The organism is Microbacterium sp. 22242 (genome assembly GCF_052045495.1).
In the GTDB taxonomy this organism is placed as follows: Bacteria; Actinomycetota; Actinomycetes; order Actinomycetales; family Microbacteriaceae; genus Microbacterium.
In genome coordinates this window covers 270,755-290,445 of record NZ_JBQEOZ010000003.1, presented here as the reverse complement: position 1 = coordinate 290,445, position 19,691 = coordinate 270,755, and the positions used below count along the sequence as shown (strand labels likewise).

General features: G+C 71.6%; 9 protein-coding genes. All 9 read left to right on the top strand.

Annotated features, from left to right (window positions below; all coding sequences use genetic code 11):
* Positions 1-105: 105 nt before the first annotated feature.
* Genes ACTJJZ_RS04610 through ACTJJZ_RS04570 form a run of 9 tightly spaced genes read left to right on the top strand, consistent with a single transcriptional unit; the run spans position 106 to position 19,682 of the window.
* Positions 106-6,144 carry an Ig-like domain-containing protein gene (locus tag ACTJJZ_RS04610; protein ID WP_440720000.1) on the top strand — a complete coding sequence of 2,013 codons (6,039 nt, stop codon included), beginning with the start codon at positions 106-108 and terminating at the stop codon, positions 6,142-6,144.
* 16 nt (positions 6,145-6,160) lie between these two features.
* Entirely contained in the window at positions 6,161-7,135 is a 975-nt protein-coding gene (locus ACTJJZ_RS04605) for an AAA family ATPase (protein ID WP_440719999.1), read from the top strand.
* Positions 7,132-8,415, top strand: a complete 1,284-nt coding sequence (locus ACTJJZ_RS04600) for a DUF58 domain-containing protein (protein WP_440719998.1) — start codon at positions 7,132-7,134, stop codon at positions 8,413-8,415. The genes ACTJJZ_RS04605 and ACTJJZ_RS04600 overlap by 4 nt, the downstream gene beginning before the upstream one ends.
* A complete protein-coding gene (locus tag ACTJJZ_RS04595; protein WP_440719997.1) occupies positions 8,412-10,697 on the top strand; it encodes a transglutaminase family protein in 2,286 nt (761 codons plus the stop codon). The genes ACTJJZ_RS04600 and ACTJJZ_RS04595 overlap by 4 nt, the downstream gene beginning before the upstream one ends.
* Positions 10,694-11,509, top strand: coding sequence for a PP2C family protein-serine/threonine phosphatase (locus ACTJJZ_RS04590; protein WP_440719996.1), 816 nt, complete (start codon positions 10,694-10,696; stop codon positions 11,507-11,509). Before ACTJJZ_RS04595 ends, ACTJJZ_RS04590 begins: the two co-directional genes overlap by 4 nt.
* Positions 11,490-12,908, top strand: coding sequence for an FHA domain-containing protein (locus ACTJJZ_RS04585; RefSeq protein ID WP_440719995.1), 1,419 nt, complete (start codon positions 11,490-11,492; stop codon positions 12,906-12,908). The genes ACTJJZ_RS04590 and ACTJJZ_RS04585 overlap by 20 nt, the downstream gene beginning before the upstream one ends.
* Complete coding sequence (locus ACTJJZ_RS04580) at positions 12,908-14,542, top strand: serine/threonine-protein kinase (RefSeq protein WP_440719994.1); 1,635 nt, start codon at positions 12,908-12,910, stop codon at positions 14,540-14,542. Before ACTJJZ_RS04585 ends, ACTJJZ_RS04580 begins: the two co-directional genes overlap by 1 nt.
* Complete coding sequence (locus tag ACTJJZ_RS04575; RefSeq protein ID WP_440719993.1) at positions 14,539-15,285, top strand: hypothetical protein; 747 nt, start codon at positions 14,539-14,541, stop codon at positions 15,283-15,285. Before ACTJJZ_RS04580 ends, ACTJJZ_RS04575 begins: the two co-directional genes overlap by 4 nt.
* Positions 15,282-19,682, top strand: a complete 4,401-nt coding sequence (locus tag ACTJJZ_RS04570) for an FtsK/SpoIIIE domain-containing protein (protein ID WP_440719992.1) — start codon at positions 15,282-15,284, stop codon at positions 19,680-19,682. The genes ACTJJZ_RS04575 and ACTJJZ_RS04570 overlap by 4 nt, the downstream gene beginning before the upstream one ends.
* Positions 19,683-19,691 lie beyond the last annotated feature (9 nt).

The following is a 19,691-nucleotide window of genomic DNA, read 5'->3' as shown; positions in this document are numbered from 1 at the left end:
GCTTCGCGCATGGGGGATATTCCCCATCGCGGTCGAACGGCCGTTCCGGTTCTGTCAGAGGGGACGAGCCGCATGCGCGGCGTCGCAGGAAGATCGGAGCGTGGGATGGCATCGTTGCCGAAGTTGTTCGGTGCGCTCCGTGAGCGTCGTGCTGCCTTGGCGTCCGGTGCGACCCTCACTGTGGCGGCCGTCACGATCTCGGCACTCGCAGTGCTCTACCAGGGCATTCCGACAGCGGACCTGAAGCTCGACGATGGCGGCGTCTGGGTGACCAAGTCGAACGACCTGCTGGTCGGTCACCTGAACTACCCCTCGCGCCTGCTCGACGGCGCGCTGCGCACGACCGCGCCCGACTACGACGTGCTGCAGGACGGCGATCGGGTCGTCGTGTTCGACCAGGCGAACGGGGTGCTCGCGCCGATCGATCCGGCCTCGAACGAGTTCACCGGCCAGCAGGCGCTGCCGGCCGGGGCGAAAGCCGTGCTCGGCGGCGGGGAGATGGGCGTGCTCGGCGGAGGACGGCTCTACGCCGTGCCGAGCGATCGGATCGTCGGCGCGCGGTTCGAGAAGAAGGGTGCGCTCGCGACCGTCGGCCAAGGCGGCGCGGTCGCGATCTCGCGCGACGGATCGACGCTGTTCGCGGTCTCGCCGGCCAAGAAGAAGCTCATCAGCGTCGACACGGCGTCCGGCGCCGTGCGCACCGACGCGCTGGACGGCCTGGCCTCGGATCCCCAGGTGCAGCTCGCCGCGGTGGGCGGTACCCCGGTGGTGTTCGACAGCCGCAACGGCGTGCTCATCGCGAACGGACGGACGATCACGATTCCGCGGGCGTCCGGCGCGCGCCTGCAGCAGACGTCCGCCGATGGCGACGCGGCGTACCTGACGGCGGGATCCGCGCTGATCCGGCAGCCGCTCGACGGCTCCGCGGCCCAGACCGTCCGTGCCGCAGACGCGGGCGGCGCACCCGCGCAGCCGGTATGGCTGAACGGGTGCGCCTACGCGGTGTGGAGCAACGGTGCCTACCTGCGCCGCTGCGACGGGCAGGCGACCGTGCAGGCCAAGCTCGACGTGCCGGCGAACGCGACCCCCGTGCTGCGAGTCAACCGACGCGTCGTCGTCGTGAACGACACCCGCGGCGGCATGGTCTGGGTCGTCACGAACAAGGCCGAGATCGTGCAGAACTGGGACGACGTCATCCCGCCGCCGGACGAGACGCAGCAGCAGGACCAGAGCGACCAGCAGCAGCAACAGCTGGAGCTGCCGAAGCGCGACGCCGAGGACCACAAGCCGATCGCGGTCGACGACTCGTACGGCGTGCGGCCCGGTCGCGCCTCCGTGCTGCGCGTCACCGAGAACGACAGCGATCCGGACGGCGATCTGCTCTCCGCGTCGCTCGTCGGCGATCCGCCCGCCGGCATGACGGTGACCCCGGTCCTCGGCGGCGCCGCCCTCCAGGTCGCGGTCCCCGCGGCAGCCACGGGCACCGCCGGCTTCCGATACCAGGTCGACGACGGCCGAGGCGGGACCGCTCAGGCGACCGTGACCCTCACGATCCACCCCCTCTCCGAGAACTCCGCGCCGGTCCTCGAGCGCTCGCAGACCATCCAGGTCGAGACCGGTGCGAGCATCACGTACGACGCGCTGCAGGGCTGGAAGGACCCGGACGGCGACGACCTGTTCCTGCAGCACGCCGAGGTCGCCGGCGGCGACGTCGTCACCACGCGCACCAACGGCATGATGGAGTTCCGGGCTGCGAGCGGGGCGACCGGGATCAAGGACGTCTCGCTCACCGTGTCGGACGGCCAAGCCACGGCGACGGGCGTGCTCAAGGTCGACGTGCGCCCCAAAGGCTCCCTCGCCCCGGTCGCGAACGCCGACCACTACTCGGCCACCGCGGGAGTGCCGATCACGCTCTCCCCGCTCGAGAACGACATCAGCCGGTCGGGGGAGCCGCTGCGCCTCGCCCGCAACGACTATGCGCCCGGCGCGAAGATCACTCCCAACTACAGCGCGAACACCCTGTCGTTCGAGGCGGACGCGCCTGACACGTATTACGTGCAGTACCTGGTCACCTCGGGAGCACAGTCCGCCGCGGGCCTCATCCGCATCGACGTCGCGCCCGCGAGCGGGAACGGGCACCCGCCGATCGCGGTCCGGGACACGGCTCTGCTGCCCACGGGGCGCAACGTGCTCGTCGACGTGCTCGCGAATGACGAGGATCCGGGCGGCGGGGTGCTCGTGGTGCAGAGCGTGCACCTGCCGCAGGGCTCGCCGGTGTCCGCCGAGGTGCTCGACCACTCCGTCGTGCGGGTGACCGACGTCGGCGGGCTGCGCCAGCCGATCACGATCGGCTACACGGTCTCGGACGGTCTGCAGAGTGCGGACGGCGAGATCCTCGTCGTGCCCGTGCCGCTGCCCGCCACCCTGCGTCCGCCGGTGACCGTGCCCGACACCGCGGTGGTCCGGGTCGGCGACGTGGTCTCGGTCGACGTGCTCGCCAACGACTACTCGCCCGACAACGACACGCTCAACCTGCTGCCGGACCTCGTCGACGCGAAGATCGGCGACGGAGCCGCGTTCGTCGACGGCAGCCGGGTGCGCTTCCAGGCCGGATCCAAGCCCGGCCCCGCTTACATCACCTACGAGGTGACGGACAGCCAGGGCAACCGGGTCGCCGGCTACCTGACGATCCAGGTGCTCGCGGTCGACGCCGCGGCGAACTCCGCACCGCTCCCCAAACCGGTGATCGCCCGCGTGATCGCCGGGACGACGACGAGGATCCCGATCCCGCTCGACGGCATCGATCCGGACGGAGACTCCGTCGAACTCGTCGGCACGTCGTCGAGTCCTGCCCTCGGACGAGTGGCCGTCGGCGATGCCTGGCTGACCTACACCGCCTATGACACCTCGGAGGGAAGGGACACGTTCACGTACGTGGTGCGCGACCGGCTGGGCGCCACGGCGGAGAGCACGGTCACCGTGGGTGTCGCTCCTCCGGGCGCCGACAACCAGGCGCCGTACGCCGTGAAGGACATCGTGCAGGTGCGCCCCGGGCGAACGGTCGCGGTTCCCGTGACGGCGAACGACAGCGATCCCGACGGCGACCAGATCGCCCTCGTGAAGAGCGGACTCACCGTCCCTGTGGGGATCAAGGCCTCGGTGAGCGGCGGCCGCGTGGTCGTCACCACGCCGGACAAGCCGGGGCAGTACACACTGACCTACACGATCGCCGACACCTACGGGGCGACGGCGCAAGCGCCGCTGCTGGTGGACGTCTCGAACGACGCACCGCTCAAGGCCCCGATCGCCCGCGACGACCACGTGCCGGCCTCGGCCGTGGCCCGCACGGACAGCGTCAAGGTCTCGGTGCTCGAGAACGACGAGGATCCCGACGGGACGACCGGCCGGCTGACGGTCAAGACGTTCTCGCCGAACGCGAAGGTGCTCGCCGGCGGGATGGTGCAGGTGAAGGTCACGCCGGATCCGCAGGTGATCCGCTACGAGGACACCGACCCGGACGGCCTCACCGCGCAGGCGTTCCTCTTCGTGCCCGGCACGAAGGATGCGGTGCCGAGCGTCGTCGACACGACTCCGATCGTCGTGAAGAGCGGCGAGAGCGTGTCGATCGCGCTCGCCGACCACGTCGTCGTGCGCGGCGGGCGGACCCCGCGCATCGCGGTCGCCGACTCGCTCCGTGCCGGGCACGCGGACGGGGCGCCGCTCATGAAGGACGCGGAGCACCTGCAGTACACCTCCGCGAAGGGTTACTTCGGCCCCGACGCCGTGGGCGTCCGCGTCACGGACGGCACGGGCCCCGACGACCCGCAGGGGCTGTCGGCGTACGTGACGATCCCGATCCTGGTGCAGCCGCTGGAGAACCAGTCGCCGGCGCTGCGCAACGCGGCGATCAGTCTGGCTCCGGGCGAGGCGGGCGTGACGCTCGACCTGAAGCGGCTGACGACCGATCCCGACGAGGGCGATCTCGATCGCATGCGCTATGCGGTGGACGGTTCGGCGCCGAACGGCATCGACGTCTCGATCTCGGGCGGCTCGCTGACCGTGAAGGCGGCCTCCGACCTGAAGCCCGGCGCGACGCTGTCGCTCAAGGTCAGCGCCGACGACGGCAAGAGCAAGCCCGGCCAGGGACTGGTGACGATCTCGATCATCACCACGCAGAGGCCGATGCCGGTGGCGAACGACGACCTCGTGCCCGACGCCAAGCAGGGCGTCGCGAGCGTCGTGGACGTGCTCGCGAACGACGTCAACCCGTTCCAGGGCGAGAAGCCGCTGAAGGTCGTCTCGGTGCACGTCGACACCCCTGGATCCCACCAGGCGGTGATCCAGGGCGACAAGGTGTCGGTGACCCCCGCGTCCGACTTCTTCGGCACGCTCATCGTCACCTACCGGATCGCCGACGCGACGAACTCCCCGGACCGGCAGGCCGAGGCGAAGATCGTGCTCACGGTGCGCGGCAAGCCGGGCGTGCCCGGCGTGCCGACGGTCACCTCGATCCAGGACCGCACGGTCGTGCTGTCGTGGACCCCGCCGTCGAACAACGGCTCGCCGATCACCGGCTACGAGGTGACCTCGCAGAACGGGTACTCGAAGCAGTGCGCCTCGACGACCTGCACGCTCGACGGGCTCACGAACAACGTCGTCTACCGGTTCCAGGTGGTCTCGGTGAACGCGATCGGGAAGTCGGATCCCTCTCCGATGTCCGCGGACGCCCGGCCCGATGCCAGGCCCGACATGCCGGCGGCGCCGAACCTCGTCTTCGGTGACAAGAAGCTCATGGTCTCGTGGGCGACGCCGAACTCGAACGGCTCGCCCGTCACGAACTACGACCTGCAGATCACTCCGCAACTGGGCGCGGCCGCGGACAAGCTCGGCGTCTCCGGGAACAGCCTCACCTGGGACGGCCTGCAGAACGGGGTCTCGTACCAGGTGCGGATCCGCGCGCACAACCTCGCACCCGATCCGTCGGACTGGAGCGCCTGGTCGGCGCCGATGGTGCCGGCCGGCGTGCCGGACGCGCCGGGTCAGCCGCAGACGTCGCCTGCCACACCTGTGGGCTCCCAGGCGCAGATCGCAGTCAGCTGGGCCGTGCCCGCGAACAACAACGGCGATGCGGTTTCGGGCTACACCCTGACCGTCAAACAGGGCGGATCCGTCGTGCAGACCATCTCGGTATCCGGCACCTCGCAGAATGTCGTCGTAGACACGAGTCAGACCGACTACACGTTCTCCGTGACTGCACACAACAAGGCCGGTGACTCGGTGCCGAGCACTGACTCGAGCCCGCGGCGCGCCGCGAACGCTCCTGGCGCCCCGACCGGGGTGACGCTCAGCCCGGCCGACAGCAGCGCCGTGCTCGCCTTCACTCCGGGCGCGCTGAACGGCAACCGCGACTCGGAGATCACCTACAACTACCGGGTGAACCAGACGGGCGCCGTCGGCACCGTGCCTGCGGGCGGCGGGACCATCGGCGGGCTCTCGAACGGTACGTCGTACACGGTGAACGTCTGGGAGACATCGTCAGTGCAGGGCGTCTCACCGGGCCCGGAGGCGACGTCGACTGCGGCGGTGCCGTTCGGCAAGCCGATCGTGAACTTCACCCAGGTCTCGAGCCAGGACAACGCCGTGTACTTCGTCTGGACGGTGAACTCGAACGGCCGCCCGATCACCTCGGCGTCTGCGCCCGACGGCAACAGCACCGCCGACGGCACGCATACGTATACACAGGGCGGACTCGCACCGAACCAGAGCACGACCATCAACGTCAGTTACACGAATGCTGCGGGCACGACCTCCGCTTCTGTGAGCGGCACTGCCAACCCGCCGCCGCAGGCACATTACTGGGTCACGCGCAACGGTGACGCCCTCACTTATCACTGGGATAACCAGGTCAGGAACAACTTCCCGCAGGTATCCAAGTTCCGCGCCTACACGCGCAGCTCGTCGCCTATTGGCAACAGCGGCCCGTGGGCGACGTACGGATGCGGGGCTGAAGTCGCCGGCGACTTCAGCCAGCCATCAGGTTCGATCACCATCACGTGTCCAGGCGCAACAGATGCGTACTCCATCGAACCGTGGGCATACGGACCATGGCTCCAAGTCGGAACCGAACAGTACGTCGCTCAGTGAGCAGAAAGAACGCAACATGACACTCACTCAAGAACAGGCCACCTGGTTCTCCCAGACGTTCGCGCAGCTCGCGGAGAACGTCGGGCAGGCCGTGCTCGGCAAGCAGGAGGTGATCCGGCTCGTGCTGACCGCGCTCGCCGCCGAAGGGCACGTGCTCCTCGAGGACGCCCCCGGCACGGGCAAGACCCAGCTTGCGAAGGCGCTCGCGGCGACCGTGCAGGGCACGCACGCGCGGATCCAGTTCACCCCCGACCTGCTGCCCAGCGACGTGACCGGCATCACGATCTACGACCAGCAGCAGCACCGGTTCGAGTTCCACAAGGGCCCGATCTTCGCATCGATCGTGCTCGCGGACGAGATCAACCGAGCCTCGCCGAAGACGCAGTCGGCGCTGCTCGAGGTGATGGAGGAGGGGCGGATCACGGTCGACGGCACCTCGCACGAGGTCGGCCGGCCGTTCATGGTGATCGCGACGCAGAACCCGATCGAGCAGGCGGGCACCTACAAGCTGCCCGAGGCGCAGCTCGACCGCTTCCTGATCAAGACCTCGATCGGCTACCCCGATCTCGCGGCGGCCGCCGAGGTGCTGCGCGGATCCTCCACGAAGAACCGGGCCGCCGCGCTCAAGCCGATGATCACCACGAGCGCGATCACTGACCTCGCCGAGCTGCTGTCGACCGTGCATGTCGACGACGCCGTGCTGCACTACGTCGCCCAGCTCGCCGAGGAGACCCGGCGCGACCCGAACACCCGCCTCGGTGTCTCGGTGCGCGGCGCCGTCGCCATGATGCGTGCAGCCAAGGTCTGGGCCGCCGCCGAGGGCCGCACGTACGTCATCCCCGACGACATCAAGGCACTCGCCGCGCCGGTGTGGGCTCACCGCATCGTGATGGATCCCGACGCCGAGTTCGCGGGGGCGAGCGCGGGAGAGGTCATCGCACGGGTGCTCGCCGACGTCGCCGCTCCGCAGTCCCGGGCGACTGCGGCATGATCGCCGACGCTCCCGCCGCCCTGGGGACGGCGCACCCCGGCACCAGGGGAGGCCGGGTGATCGCGCGTGCGCTCTCCCTGGCGGGGGCGTCGGCCGGGCCGATCCGCGCGGTGCTCGCCGGCATCGGCCGACGGCTGCGCGTCGTGACCGCGCTGGGGGCGGCGCTCGTGGTCGTCGCCGTCGTCGCGCTCGCCGCGGGTCTCGTCTGGGGCTGGGCGGAGCTCATCGCCGTGGGTGTCGCCGCCGCGCTCGTGCTCGTGCTCGCGATTACGTTCGTCGTCGTCCGGCCGCAGTACGCCGTCGCCGTCGAACTGGCCTCGTCGCGTGTGGTGGTGGGGGAGGCCGCGGTCGGCCGGGTCGTCGTGCGCGGCGCCGCCCGGCGCGGATCCCCCTCGGCCTGGATCGTACTGCCGGTGGGGCAGGCGAAGGCGCAGTTCCGGGTTCCGCGGCTGGCGGCCGGCGCCGTGCACGACGAGCTCTTCCAGATCCCGACCCAGCGCCGCGCGGTGCTCACCCTCGGCCCGGTCTCCTCGGAGCGCACGGATCCGGTCGGCGTCCTCCGTCGCGAGGTCGCCTGGACCGAGCCGACCGAGTTGTACGTGCACCCGCGGACGGTGACGCTGGGCGGCGACACGACCGGTCTGCTGCGCGACCTGGAGGGACTGCCGACGCGCGACCTCGCGGACGACGACGTGTCGTTCCACGCACTGCGCGAGTACGTGCCCGGCGACGACCTGCGCTACGTGCACTGGAAGTCGACCGCCCGCACCCAGAAGCTGATGATCCGCCAGTTCGAGCAGACCCGGCGCTCGCAGCTCGTGATCGCGCTCTCGACCCGTGCCGACGAATACGCCGACGACGACGAGTTCGAGCTCGCCGTGTCGATCGCCGGATCCGTCGCGGTCAGCGCGATGCGGGACGGGAAGGACGTGCGCGTCGCCGTGTCCGAGCGGCTGCTGCACGCGCCCACCCCCACCGCCCTGCTCGACCTGCTCTCCGGCGTCGAGCGGAGCCCGGACTCCGCCGCGGTCGCCGCGACCGCGCGCACCGTCGCGACCAAGGCGCCGGCCGTGTCGGTCGTCGCCTTCGTCGCCGGATCCCCGGTACTGCTGCAGCAGCTGCGTCAGGCCGCGACCCGGATCCCCCCGGCGGCGCAGGCGCTCGCACTGCGGGCGACCTCGGGCGAGGGCGTCGCGCGCCACGTCGTGGGAGACCTCGTGACCGTGGATGTGCCGGGCCTCGGCGACCTGCGCCGTGCGATGACGGCGGTGGCGGCGTGAAGCCCCGGGCGTGGGTCGACCTCGCGGTCGTGGTCGCCCTGCTCGGCCTCTCCCTGATGCCGCTGTCCTCGGCATTCCAGAGCGCGGAGTTCTGGGTGGCCGGGGGCGCGGGGATCCTGCTGGGCGCCCTGATCGCGGCGCTCGGCGCCTGGCGTCGCTGGGGCGTGCTCGTCGTCGCGGCCGTGGTGGTGGTCGCGTACTTCCTCGTCGGCGGGGCGATCGGGCACCGCGACATCGCCCTGTTCGGGGTCGTCCCCACTCTGGACGTGCTCAGCGCGCTCGCGACCGACGCCGTACAGGTGTGGCGGCAGCTGCTCACCCTGCCCGCACCGTTCGAGGGCTTCGCCTCGCTCGTGGTCGGGCCGTTCCTCGCCGCGCTCGTCGCATCGACGGTCGCGGTCGGCCTGGTGCTGCGGGCGCGCCGACCCCTGTTCGCGCTGATCCCTGCCGGGCTGCTGCTCGTGTTCGCGATCGTGTTCGGCACCTACCTGGGGGCATTCCCGATCGCGGTCGGGGTCGCGTTCGCGGTGCTCTCCGTCGGCTGGGCGGCGTGGTGCGTGCAGCGCGCCCGGCGAACCAATCAGCTGGCGGTCGGGGGCGGCGACGCCGTGCCATGGGCCGGACGCGCGGCGGCGGCCGTCCTCGCCGGCGCGATCGTGGTCGCGGCAGCGGCCGGCGGCGGCGCCGTGGCCGCGATCGCCGCGCCGAGCCGCGACGTGCTGCGCGATCACGTCGTCCCGCCGCTCGAGCTCCATGACTACGCCTCGCCGCTGATGAGCTTCCGCAAGTGGACGAGGGACGGATCCGACTCCACCCTCTTCGACGTCACCGGGCTGCCTGAAGGGACTCCCGTGCGCTTGGCGACCCTCGACCTGTACGACGGGATCGTCTACAAGGTCTCCGGCAGCGGGGGACCCGGATCCGGTGTGTTCAGCCGCCTCGGACGCTCCGTCGACGATCCTCTCCAGGGAACCCGTGCACGGATCGGGATCACGGTCGACGACCTCGGCGGCGTGTGGATGCCGACGGTGGGCTATCTCGACGACTTCACGGCCGCGCGGAAGGTCGACGCCGAGGCGGTGAACTACAACGCGGCGACCGGCACCGCGGTCGTGACCACGGGGCTGAGCCGGGGGTCGCACTACACGCTCGACGTGACCGTTCCCACGGCGCCCACCGACGCGCAGCTCGCGAAGGCCCAGATCGCGAAGATCAGCATGCCGGCGCCGGCCAAGATCCCTGACGCGATCGCGGGGATCATCGGCGACGCCGTGCCGTCGACCGGAACTCCGATCGAGCAGGTCAAGGCGCTGGAGGCCTTCTTCCGGAAGGGATACTTCAGCCACGGTCTGGCCGGACAGGCCGCGTCGCGTTCCGGGCACTCGCTCAATCGTGAGCAGGCGCTCGTCGGGCAGCAGCAGATGATCGGCGACGACGAGCAGTACTCCGTCGCGATGGCGCTGGCGCTCGCGCAGATGAGCGTGCCCTCGCGCGTCGTGCTGGGCTTCACGCCCGAGGCGGGCAGGACCGCCGTGACGGGCAAGGACGTGCACGCGTGGGTCGAGGTGCCCTTCGACGGCATCGGCTGGGTGGCCTTCCACCCGACCCCGCCTGAGGATCGGATCCCCACCGAGCAGACGCCCAAGCCCCGGCAGAAGCCGCGCGCGGTGGTCGCCCAGCCGCCGCAGCAGCCGCAGGAGCCGGCTCAGCTGCCGCCCGCCCCGCCAGTCGAGGACTCGAAGAAGGGCGACCAGCCCCTCGACCTCGGCTGGCTGTGGACCTCGCTTCAGATCGCAGGGCTGTCGCTGCTCGTGCTGCTGGTGCTGTGCGGCCCGTCGCTCACCCTGGTGACCCTGCGGGCGCGTCGCCGCCGCGAGCGGGGCGAGAGCGGAAGCAGCGTGGGTCGCGTCGACGGAGGGTGGGCGGAGCTCGTCGACGCCGCCGGCGACGTCGGATACGCCCTGCCGAGAGGAGGGACCCGCCGTGAGCAGGGCCATGCGCTCGACGCGCTCGTGCCCGTGGCCGGCGCCGTGGCCCTCGCACAGCGGGCCGATGCGGCCGTGTTCGGTGCGGGCGAGCCAGCAGAGGCCGAGGCCCGGCAGTACTGGGCCGATGCGGAGCACGCCCGTGCACTCCTCGCCCGCGCGATGCCGTGGCATCGTCGCCTGCGCGCGCGTCTCTTCCCGGCCTCTGTGCTGAGGGGGATCCGGCTTCGCGGGCTGGTCGGGCGGCTGCGGCTGCGGCGACGTCTGCGGCCTCCCCGGCGATCGGAGCGGCCATGATCCGGGTGGACGGCGTCGAGCTCACCTGGGGCGCCGCGTCGGATCGAGGGCTTCGTCGTCAGAAGAACGAGGACTCCCACCTCGCCGACGCGCCACTGTTCCTCGTGGCCGACGGGATGGGAGGACACGAGGGCGGCGCGGAGGCGAGCGCCCGCGCGATCGACGAGTTCCGCCGACTCGTCGGCCTGTCCCTGAATCCCGACGCCGTGCACGAGGCCTTCGCGCGCGCCGTCCGCAGTGTCGATGAACTGGGTATCGGGTCCTTCCCTCCCGGTACGACGCTCTCCGGTGCCGTGCTCTGCGCACAGGCGGGAGAACCGTACTGGGTGATCCTCAACGTCGGCGACTCCCGCACCTACCGCCTGTACGGCGGCGCGCTCGCCCAGATCAGCGTCGACCACTCCTCGGTGCAGCAGCTCGTCGACAGCGGCACGATCTCACCCGCCGAGGCCGAGCGGCATCCGCAGCGGAGCGTCATCACCCGTGCTCTGGGCGCCGGATCCACCGCGATGCCGGACTACTGGCTGCTGCCGGTCGCAGCGGGGGAGCGACTGCTGGTCTGCTCCGACGGTCTCACCAAGGAGCTCGCCGCCGACGACATCGCGCGCGTGCTGCGTACCGAGCTGTCCCCGCAGGCCGCCGCGACCCGGCTCGTCCACGAGGCCTTGCTCCACGGCGGCCGCGACAACGTGACGGTCGTCGTCGTGGACGTGGTCGGAGCGGTCGTCGACCGCGACGACGAGGAAGACACCGCGGGGGCGACCCTACCCCGGGCGGGTGAGACGGAGAGGGATGCGCATGGTCACCTATAGCAGGGGGGATTGGAACGCGGTCGTCGGTGTGGACGTCGCCGGGCTGTTCTCGGCCGAGCTGCCCGCCGAATCGGTGCGCGCGATGTGGGATGCGCTGTCGGCCGAACCCGGCCCGGGCGCGGTGATCCAGGTGCTCGTGGGCTCCTTCGGCTCGTCGCTCGGTGCGCTGCCATCATTCGCCGTGGCATTCCGCGATCCGGACATAGGCGAGGTCAGGCTCATGGTGCGCGGCACCGCACGTGCCCGGCTGACCCGCGCCGACGGGGCGATCGATGAGGTCGCCGGTCTGGGCGTCGCCACGTGGAGCGAGCGCACGGCGACCGGGGTGGTGGCGGTCGAGCTCGCCGGTGCCGGGGTCGAGCCGCTGCTCTACCCGCTCGCCGACGGTGTCGCCGGGGCCGGCCGGGTGCTCTGGGAACTCACGCCGAGCGCCGTGCGCGACGCCCTCCGGCCGACCGAGGACGCCGCGGAGAGCCTCCTCTCGTCCACGACGCCGGACCCCGCCGAGTTGAGCGCCTTCCCGAAGTCGGCGGAGGACGCGGAAGTCGTTCTCCCGGGGCCGTTGCGCGACGATGCCCCCGGCGACCGAAACGGATCTCCGCAGTCGGAAGAGGCCGATGTCTCGTCTCGTTCCGCCTCCTCGGCATCGTCATCCACGTTCCGCGCGGACGAGACTCTCGGCTCAGCGCTGGGTGAGACCTACGTCGCCGCACTGGACGAGACGTTCGCGGAGGACGTGGAAGCCGATCCTGCCGAAGAAGCGGATGATCCCGAGCTGACCAGGGGGTACGACCATCTGCTCTGGGGTGAGACCCGGATCCAGTCGGTCGAGGCGGCGGCGGTGCGCTCGGAGAATGGTGCGTCCGGCCCCGTGATGATCACCGGCATCCCTGCAGCCTCTTCCGGAACGTCGGCGCCGCCGTCTCCGGGGAGTCCTGTCGGCGAGCGGCACGGCGACCATGACGGCGAGACGGTGCTCGGCGAGCACGTGACCGCGCTGCGGGAGCGGCTGGCACAGGGAGGCGCCGCGATGCAGGAGACCCGCACGGAAGGCGCCGCGCGCGCCGCGGCGGTGCTCGTGGTGTCGAGCGGGGAGCGGGTCGTGCTGGACCGGAGTGCCGTCGTCGGCCGCCGTCCGCGCGCCGTGCGCGCGACCGGACTCATCCCGCATCTGGTCACGGTCGACAGTCCGGATCACGACATCTCCCGCAGCCACGTCGAGCTGCGGGTGGAAGGATCCGACGTCGTCGCGACCGATCTCAATACGACGAACGGAACCCGGCTGTTGCGCGTCGGCGCAGAACCGGTGCGGCTGCATCCCGGCGAGGCGACCCTGCTGGTCGGCGGCGACCGGCTCGACCTGGGCGACGACATCGTGCTCTCTTTCGAGGGGCTGTGATGGCGACTCGACCCCCCTCCGCGCCGCCCGTGATCGCGGGCTTCGAGAGCATCCGGCTGCTCGGCTCCGGCGGCTTCGCCGACGTGTTCCTGTACCAGCAGTCGCATCCGCGTCGGCAGGTCGCGGTGAAAGTGCTCCTCAAGGAGCACCTGGCCGCGTCGACGATCGCCGGGTTCGCGGAAGAGGCGAACCTGATGGCGCAGTTCGCGAACCACCCGTCGATCGTCGCCGTGTACCAGGCAGGCGTCGCGGACGACGGTCGTCCGTACCTCGTGATGGAGTACTGCTCGAAGCCGAACCTGCAATTGCGCCATCGGGCGGAGAGGTTCAGCGAAGCGGACACGCTCCGCATCGGGATCCAGATCGCGGGAGCGATCGAGACCACGCACAAGGCCGGGATCCTGCATCGCGACATCAAGCCCGCGAACATCCTCGTCACGGAGTACGGCAAACCCAAGCTCACCGACTTCGGCATCTCCGCCGCGACCGGCGGGAAAGAGCTGGTCGGGATGAGCATCCCGTGGTCGCCGCCGGAGTCGCTCGCGGTGCCGCCGACCGGCACGGCGGCGTCGGACGTGTACTCGCTCGCGGCGACCCTGTACACGCTCCTCGTGAACCGCACCCCGTTCCAGATCCCCGGTGGCTCGAACACGGAGATCGACGTGATGTCGCGCATCCAGAACGCGCCGTTGCCGCCGCTCGGACGCCCCGGCGTGTCCGAGGAGTTCGAGGCCGTGCTCCGCCGAGCGATGGCCAAGCGCCCTGAGGATCGCTATGCGAGCGCTCTCGAGTTCGCGCGCGCCCTGCAGCGTGTGCAGATCGGTCTGGGCATGCAGCCGACCACGATCGACGTGGTCGAGGAGGAGCTCTCCTCTGCGCTGCACGACGACGGCGAGGAGGAGACGCGCTTCCGCGGCATCGTCCGGATCGACGCACAGACCGGCCCGACCGCGCCGACTCCGGTGCTCGCCCCGACCGGCACCACGATCCCGCAGGATCCGACGGTCCCCGACCGGCACCTGACCGTCTCCGCCTCCGCCGTGCCGGGCACCGACGACACGTTGCGACGCCCGACCGGATCCGTCTCCGGGTCGGGATCGAGCCCGAGCCGGTCGCCGCTCGGCGATCCGGCGGCGTTCGCTGCGCCGGCCGCTCCCGCGGTCGACGAGACGATCGTGAGGGAGGCCGCCCCGGAGCTCGTGCCCCCGCCCGAGACCGCGCCGAAACGAGGCCGCGGCCTGCGCATCGGCCTGTTGGCCGGCGGCATAGCGCTGCTCGCCGCGGTGGTCACGACCGCGCTGGTGCTCGTGCCGCCCGGGTCCGCTGCGCCGAAGGCGACCTCCTCGCCCGATCCGATCGACGTCGGCAGCGACCAGCCGGTCGACGTCAAGGACCTCAGGGGCGTCGTGACAGGCGATCAGGTCGTCTTCACCTGGACGGATCCGGATCCGGAGAAGGGCGACACGTACCGCTGGCGTCCGGTGGTCGCGGGGCAGGAGAGCACGTTCCAGACCGCGACCGACTCGACCGTCTCGGTGCCCGCGGCGGCAGGGGGGCGCACCTGCATCCAGGTGCTGCTCGTCCGCGCGTCCGGTGTGGCCTCATCCGACGGCGTGCAGGGGTGCGCGCCATGACCGGTCCGATCGCCGTCGTCGCCGGCATCGCCCCCGATCCGGACGAACCCGCGCTGCACGTCGAATACTGCGGGGAGTGGCACGCGCTGCGCCAGGGCGGCAGCATGAGCATCGGCCGCGAGGCCGACCTCGTCATCGACGACAATCCGTTCCTGCACCGGCATCTGCTCGACGTGCGTCAGGTCGAGGGGCTGTGGGTGCTGTCGAACGTCGGATCCCGGCTCGCCGTGACGGTCACCGACGGCGCCGGCCGGCTGCAGTCGTGGCTCGGCCCCGGTGCACGGCTGCCGCTCGTGTTCGGGCTGACCACGATCGTCTTCACGGCGGGTCCCACGACCTATGAGCTCTCGGTGCACATGACCGAGCCGGCGTTCGCAGAGGCGGCGCCGAGCGCTCTGCACGGCATCACCACGGTCGGCGACGTCACGCTCACGCCGTCGCAGAAACTCGTGATCCTCGCACTCGCCGAGTCGATGCTGCTTCGCGACGGTGTCGGGATGGGCGAGATCCCCACGGGCGCCAGGGCCGCGGCACGCCTCGGCTGGAGTGTCACCCGCTTCAATCGCAAGCTCGACAACGTCTGCGACAAGTTCGACAGGCTCGGCGTACGGGGCCTGCGCGGCGGCATGCGCTCCTACGCGACCAACCGGAGGATCCGTCTCGTCGAGTATGCGATCGCGGCCCGGATCGTCACCCGCGCCGACCTTCCGCTCCTCGACCTGACCCCGGAGGACACGGAATGAAGCTGAAGGTCACGCTGCATTCGGGCGGGACCCGGACCGATCTGGCGATCACGGTCGACGCCACGGCGACCGTCGGCGACGTCGCCGACTGCCTGGTTCGTTCGGATCCCCGGGGGCCTCGAACCGCGTCGGCAGGGGAGATGTCGCTCCGGATCCTCGATGCAGCAGCGCCGCAGGGGGCGCGGCCGCTGCCGGCCGAAACCACGATCGCGGAGGCCGGGCTGCTCTCCGGCATGCACGTCGAAGCGGTGCCGGTGCCGGGACAGGATCGCTTCGCCCTCCGGGACCGCGGTCCGGCGACGGCGCGGCTGCGGGTTCTGGCGGGTCCTGACGCCGGTGCCGAGTTCGCGATCCCGGAGGGCGCGACGGTGGTCGGGCGCGACCGCGACGTCGACGTGCGCCTCGGCGATCCGCTCGTCTCGAAGCGTCACGCGAGGATCAACGTCTCCGACCAGATCGAGATCGTCGACCTCGGCTCGGCGAACGGCGTCATCGTGCAGGGCGCGCGCGTCGGCCGGGTCGCGGTCGGACCGACGGACACGGTCACGGTCGGCGACTCGGTGCTGTCGCTCTCCCGTCTGCAGCAGAGCGGAGCCGCGACCGCCCCGCAGATCGACCACATCCGCTCCCCCCGGGTGGTTCCGCGGTTCCCGGGCGAGAAGGTGGCTGCGCCTGCGCCGCCCCAACTGCCGCCGCGGCAGCGCTTCCCGTACATCGCGCTGGCCGCTCCGCTCGTGATGGGTGCGGTGATGTGGGCGCTGACCGGGCAGCTGCTCGGTGTCATCATGATGGCGATGAGCCCGCTCCTGCTCGTGGGCGCGTTCATCGACCAGGCGCTCGTCGGCCGGCGCACGCTCAAAGGGCAGAAGAAGGCGTTCGCGGGGGCGATGCAGCTCACCCGAGAGCGGCTCGACGAGCTGCAGACGCGCGAACGGGCCGTGCGCGAGGACGAACTGCCGCCGCTGTCCGCTCTGCAGCAGGATGCGCTGCGGCTCGGTCCGCTGCTGTGGACCGAACGGGCGGAGTCCGGTACGTTCCTCGCGGTGCGCACCGGCACGGGTTCCGACCGCTCCCGCACCGAGGTCGAGCTGCCACCCGTGCAGCAGACGCTGCCGGAGAGCATCCGCGAGCTGCACGACCTCCGCGACCGCTACGCGACGATCGCCGACGTGCCCGTGCCGGTGGCTCTTCGCGAGTCGGGATCCCTCGGGGTCGCCGGATCCCTCGCCCGCGACGTCGCGCGCGGGCTTCTGGCGCAGCTCGCGATCCGGCACGCCCCGACCGAAGTGGCGATCGCCGCGCTCGTCTCTCCGAACGCGGCGCCGGAGTGGCAGTGGCTGGCGTGGCTGCCGCACACCAGCACGGCGCACAGCCCCCTCGCGGGTGTGCATCTGGCCGACAACCGGGGGGCGCTCGGCGGCGTGCTCTCGCGGATCGAGGAGGCCATCGACGCGCGGATCGAGCAGGTCGCACTGCGCGGCGCGATCGACGAGTCGAAGCAGTCCGAGCTGCCCGAGCCCCGTGTGCCGGCGCTGGTCGTGTTCGTCGAGCACGGGGTCCCCGCCGACCGGGCGCGGCTGACGCGCATCGCCGAGCGCGGCCCGGACGCCGGGGTGCACCTGGTGTGGTGCGCACCGCGGGCCGAGCAGCTGCCGGCCGCCTGCCGGGCGGTGCTGCTCGTCGACGACCACGGCACCGCGGCGACCGGGCAGGTGCGTCGCGGCGCGTTCGCGGCATCGATCGTCCCGGAGCGGCTCGACATCGCCGGCGCCGAGTACCTCGCCCGCCAGCTCGCCCCCGTGGTCGACATCGGCACGCCCGACGTCGACGACTCCGACCTGCCGCGATCCATCGGCCTGCCCGCGCTGCTCGGCGACGACGTGCTCGACGAGGCCGACGCGGTCATCGACCGCTGGCGCCAGAGCGGATCCATCACCGTCCGCGACGCGCCACCGGTGCCGCGCCGGCGGGAGGGCACGCTGCGGGCGGTGTTCGGGCACGCCGGATCCGAGCCGTTCTCGCTCGACCTGCGCGGCGACGGTCCGCACGCGCTCGTCGGTGGCACGACGGGTGCGGGCAAGAGCGAGTTCCTGCAGTCGTGGGTGCTCGCGATGGCCGCGGCGCACAGCCCCGACCGGCTCACGTTCCTGTTCGTCGACTACAAGGGCGGCGCCGCGTTCGCCGACTGCGTGCAATTGCCGCACACGGTGGGCCTCGTGACGGACCTGTCACCGCACCTCGTGCGCCGGGCGCTCGAATCCCTGCGCGCGGAGCTGCGGCACCGCGAGCACGTGCTGAACGCGGCCGGCGCGAAGGATCTCGCGACGATGGAGAAGAGCGGGGATCCGGCATGCCCGCCGAGTCTCGTGATCGTCGTCGACGAGTTCGCCGCGCTCGTGCAGGAGGTGCCGGAGTTCGTCGACGGGATGGTCGACGTCGCCCAGCGCGGACGCTCGCTCGGCCTGCATCTGGTGCTCGCGACCCAACGACCGGCGGGGGTGATCAAAGACAACCTGCGGGCCAACACGAACCTGCGTATCGCGCTGCGGATGGCCGACGCCGAGGATTCGACCGACATCCTCGGCGACAGGATGGCGGCGTTCTTCGATCCGTCGGTCCCCGGCCGCGGGGCGGCGAAGATCGGCCCGGGGAGGCTCATCCCGTTCCAGACCGGATACGCGGGCGGGCACACGAGCGGCGAGCCGCCGAAGCCGCGGATCGACGTGGCGGGGCTCGGCTTCGGCGTGCACGCCGAGTGGGAGGAGCCGCAGGTCGAGCAGGTCGTGGTGGACCGGGGGCCGAGCGACATCGCCCGGATCGTGCGCACGACCGGCGAGGCCGCCGCCCGCGCCGGCATCCCCGCGCCGCGGCGGCCCTGGCTCGACGAGCTCGCGGCGGTGTACCGCTTCGACCGGCTGCCGAACCCGCGCACCGACACGACACTGCCCCTCGGAGTGATCGACGAGCCGGCGCGGCAGGCGCAGCCCGCGTTCTTCTTCGAGCCCGACGACGGCAACCTCGTCATCTTCGGCGCGGGCGGATCCGGCAAGAGCACCGCGCTGCGCACGATCGCGGTCGCGGCCGCGGCCACCGCCCGGCACGGCGGCCCGACGCACGTCTACGGCCTCGACTTCGGCTCGCGCGGCCTCAGCATGCTCGACGGGCTCCCGCACGTCGGCGCGGTCATCCAGGGCGACGACGAGGAGCGGGTCGTGCGCCTGCTGCGGCTCCTCCGCGACGTGGTGGACGAGCGCGCCACCCGGTACGCGGCGGTGAACGCCGGATCCGTGTCCGAGTACCGCACCCTCAAGCAGGCGCCAGAGGAGCCGCGGATCCTGCTGATCGTCGACGGGATCGGCGCGTTCAAGGAGCAGTACGAGTTCGGGCCCGCGCACCTGAGCCCGTGGTTCAGCGCCTTCGCGCAGATCGCCTCGGACGGTCGCGCCCTCGGCGTGCACGTCGTGGCCACCGCCGACCGGCCCAATGCGCTGCCCACCTCGATCGCCTCGACCATGCAGCAGCGCATCGTGCTGCGGCTCGCCCACGAGGACGACTACCTCATGCTGGGCGCGCCCCGTGACGTGCTGAGCCCCGTCTCGCCGCCAGGCCGGGGGATCGTCCGCGGGCTCGAGGTGCAGATCGCCGTGCTCGGCGCGAGCGGGAACATCGCCGAACAGGCCCGCGAGATGGAGCGGCTGGGCCGCAGCCTCGGCCGCAGCACCGGGCCCCGGCCCACGGCGGTCGGAAGGCTCCCGGAGCACGTGCTGCTGGCGGATCTTCCGGTGGGGCCGGCTGAGACTCCTGTGATCGGGATCGACGATGTCACTCTCGCCGCCGCCGTCGTGCGGGCGAACGGGCTGCTGCTGCTCGCCGGTCCTCCTGGCAGCGGACGCACCACCGCTGTCGCGACGCTGGGTGCGGCGGTGCGCCGCGCGGCCCCGTCCTTGCCGACGGTGTTGCTGTCGGCTCGGCGCAGCGCGCTGGCCGGCGCCGGCTGGAGTCGCCAGGTGGAGGGTGCGGAGGCGGTATCCGCGCTGGCGTCCGAGCTCGTCCCGCGGATCGAGGCGGGGGAGCGCTTCGCCTTGTTCGTCGAGGGACTGCCCGAGTTCACCGGCACGGAGGCGGAGTACGAGCTGGATCGACTGGTGAAGGCCGCGGCTCGCGAGGAGCTGTTCGTGGTCGGCGAGGGCGAGTCGTCCACCTGGTCTCAGGCGTACACGCTCGGCCAGCCGTTCAAGGCATCGCGACGGGGCCTGATCCTGGTCCCGGGGGAGATGGACGGGGACATGCTGCTGGGCACGCCCCTGGGGCGGATCCGTCGTGCGGATTTCCCCGCGGGCCGGGGATTCCTCATTGCGGGTGGCCGCGCGGCGAAGGTGCAGGTTGCGCATGTCTAGGGCGCTGCG

What these genes read in the sequence shown, in the direction of transcription:
- ACTJJZ_RS04610 (WP_440720000.1), top strand. Translation starts at nt 106, where the DNA reads ATGGCATCGTTGCCGAAGTTGTTCGGTGCGCTCCGTGAGCGTCGTGCT.
- ACTJJZ_RS04605 (WP_440719999.1), top strand. Translation starts at nt 6,161, where the DNA reads ATGACACTCACTCAAGAACAGGCCACCTGGTTCTCCCAGACGTTCGCG.
- ACTJJZ_RS04600 (WP_440719998.1), top strand. Translation starts at nt 7,132, where the DNA reads ATGATCGCCGACGCTCCCGCCGCCCTGGGGACGGCGCACCCCGGCACC.
- ACTJJZ_RS04590 (WP_440719996.1), top strand. Translation starts at nt 10,694, where the DNA reads ATGATCCGGGTGGACGGCGTCGAGCTCACCTGGGGCGCCGCGTCGGAT.
- ACTJJZ_RS04585 (WP_440719995.1), top strand. Translation starts at nt 11,490, where the DNA reads ATGCGCATGGTCACCTATAGCAGGGGGGATTGGAACGCGGTCGTCGGT.
- ACTJJZ_RS04580 (WP_440719994.1), top strand. Translation starts at nt 12,908, where the DNA reads ATGGCGACTCGACCCCCCTCCGCGCCGCCCGTGATCGCGGGCTTCGAG.
- ACTJJZ_RS04575 (WP_440719993.1), top strand. Translation starts at nt 14,539, where the DNA reads ATGACCGGTCCGATCGCCGTCGTCGCCGGCATCGCCCCCGATCCGGAC.
- ACTJJZ_RS04570 (WP_440719992.1), top strand. Translation starts at nt 15,282, where the DNA reads ATGAAGCTGAAGGTCACGCTGCATTCGGGCGGGACCCGGACCGATCTG.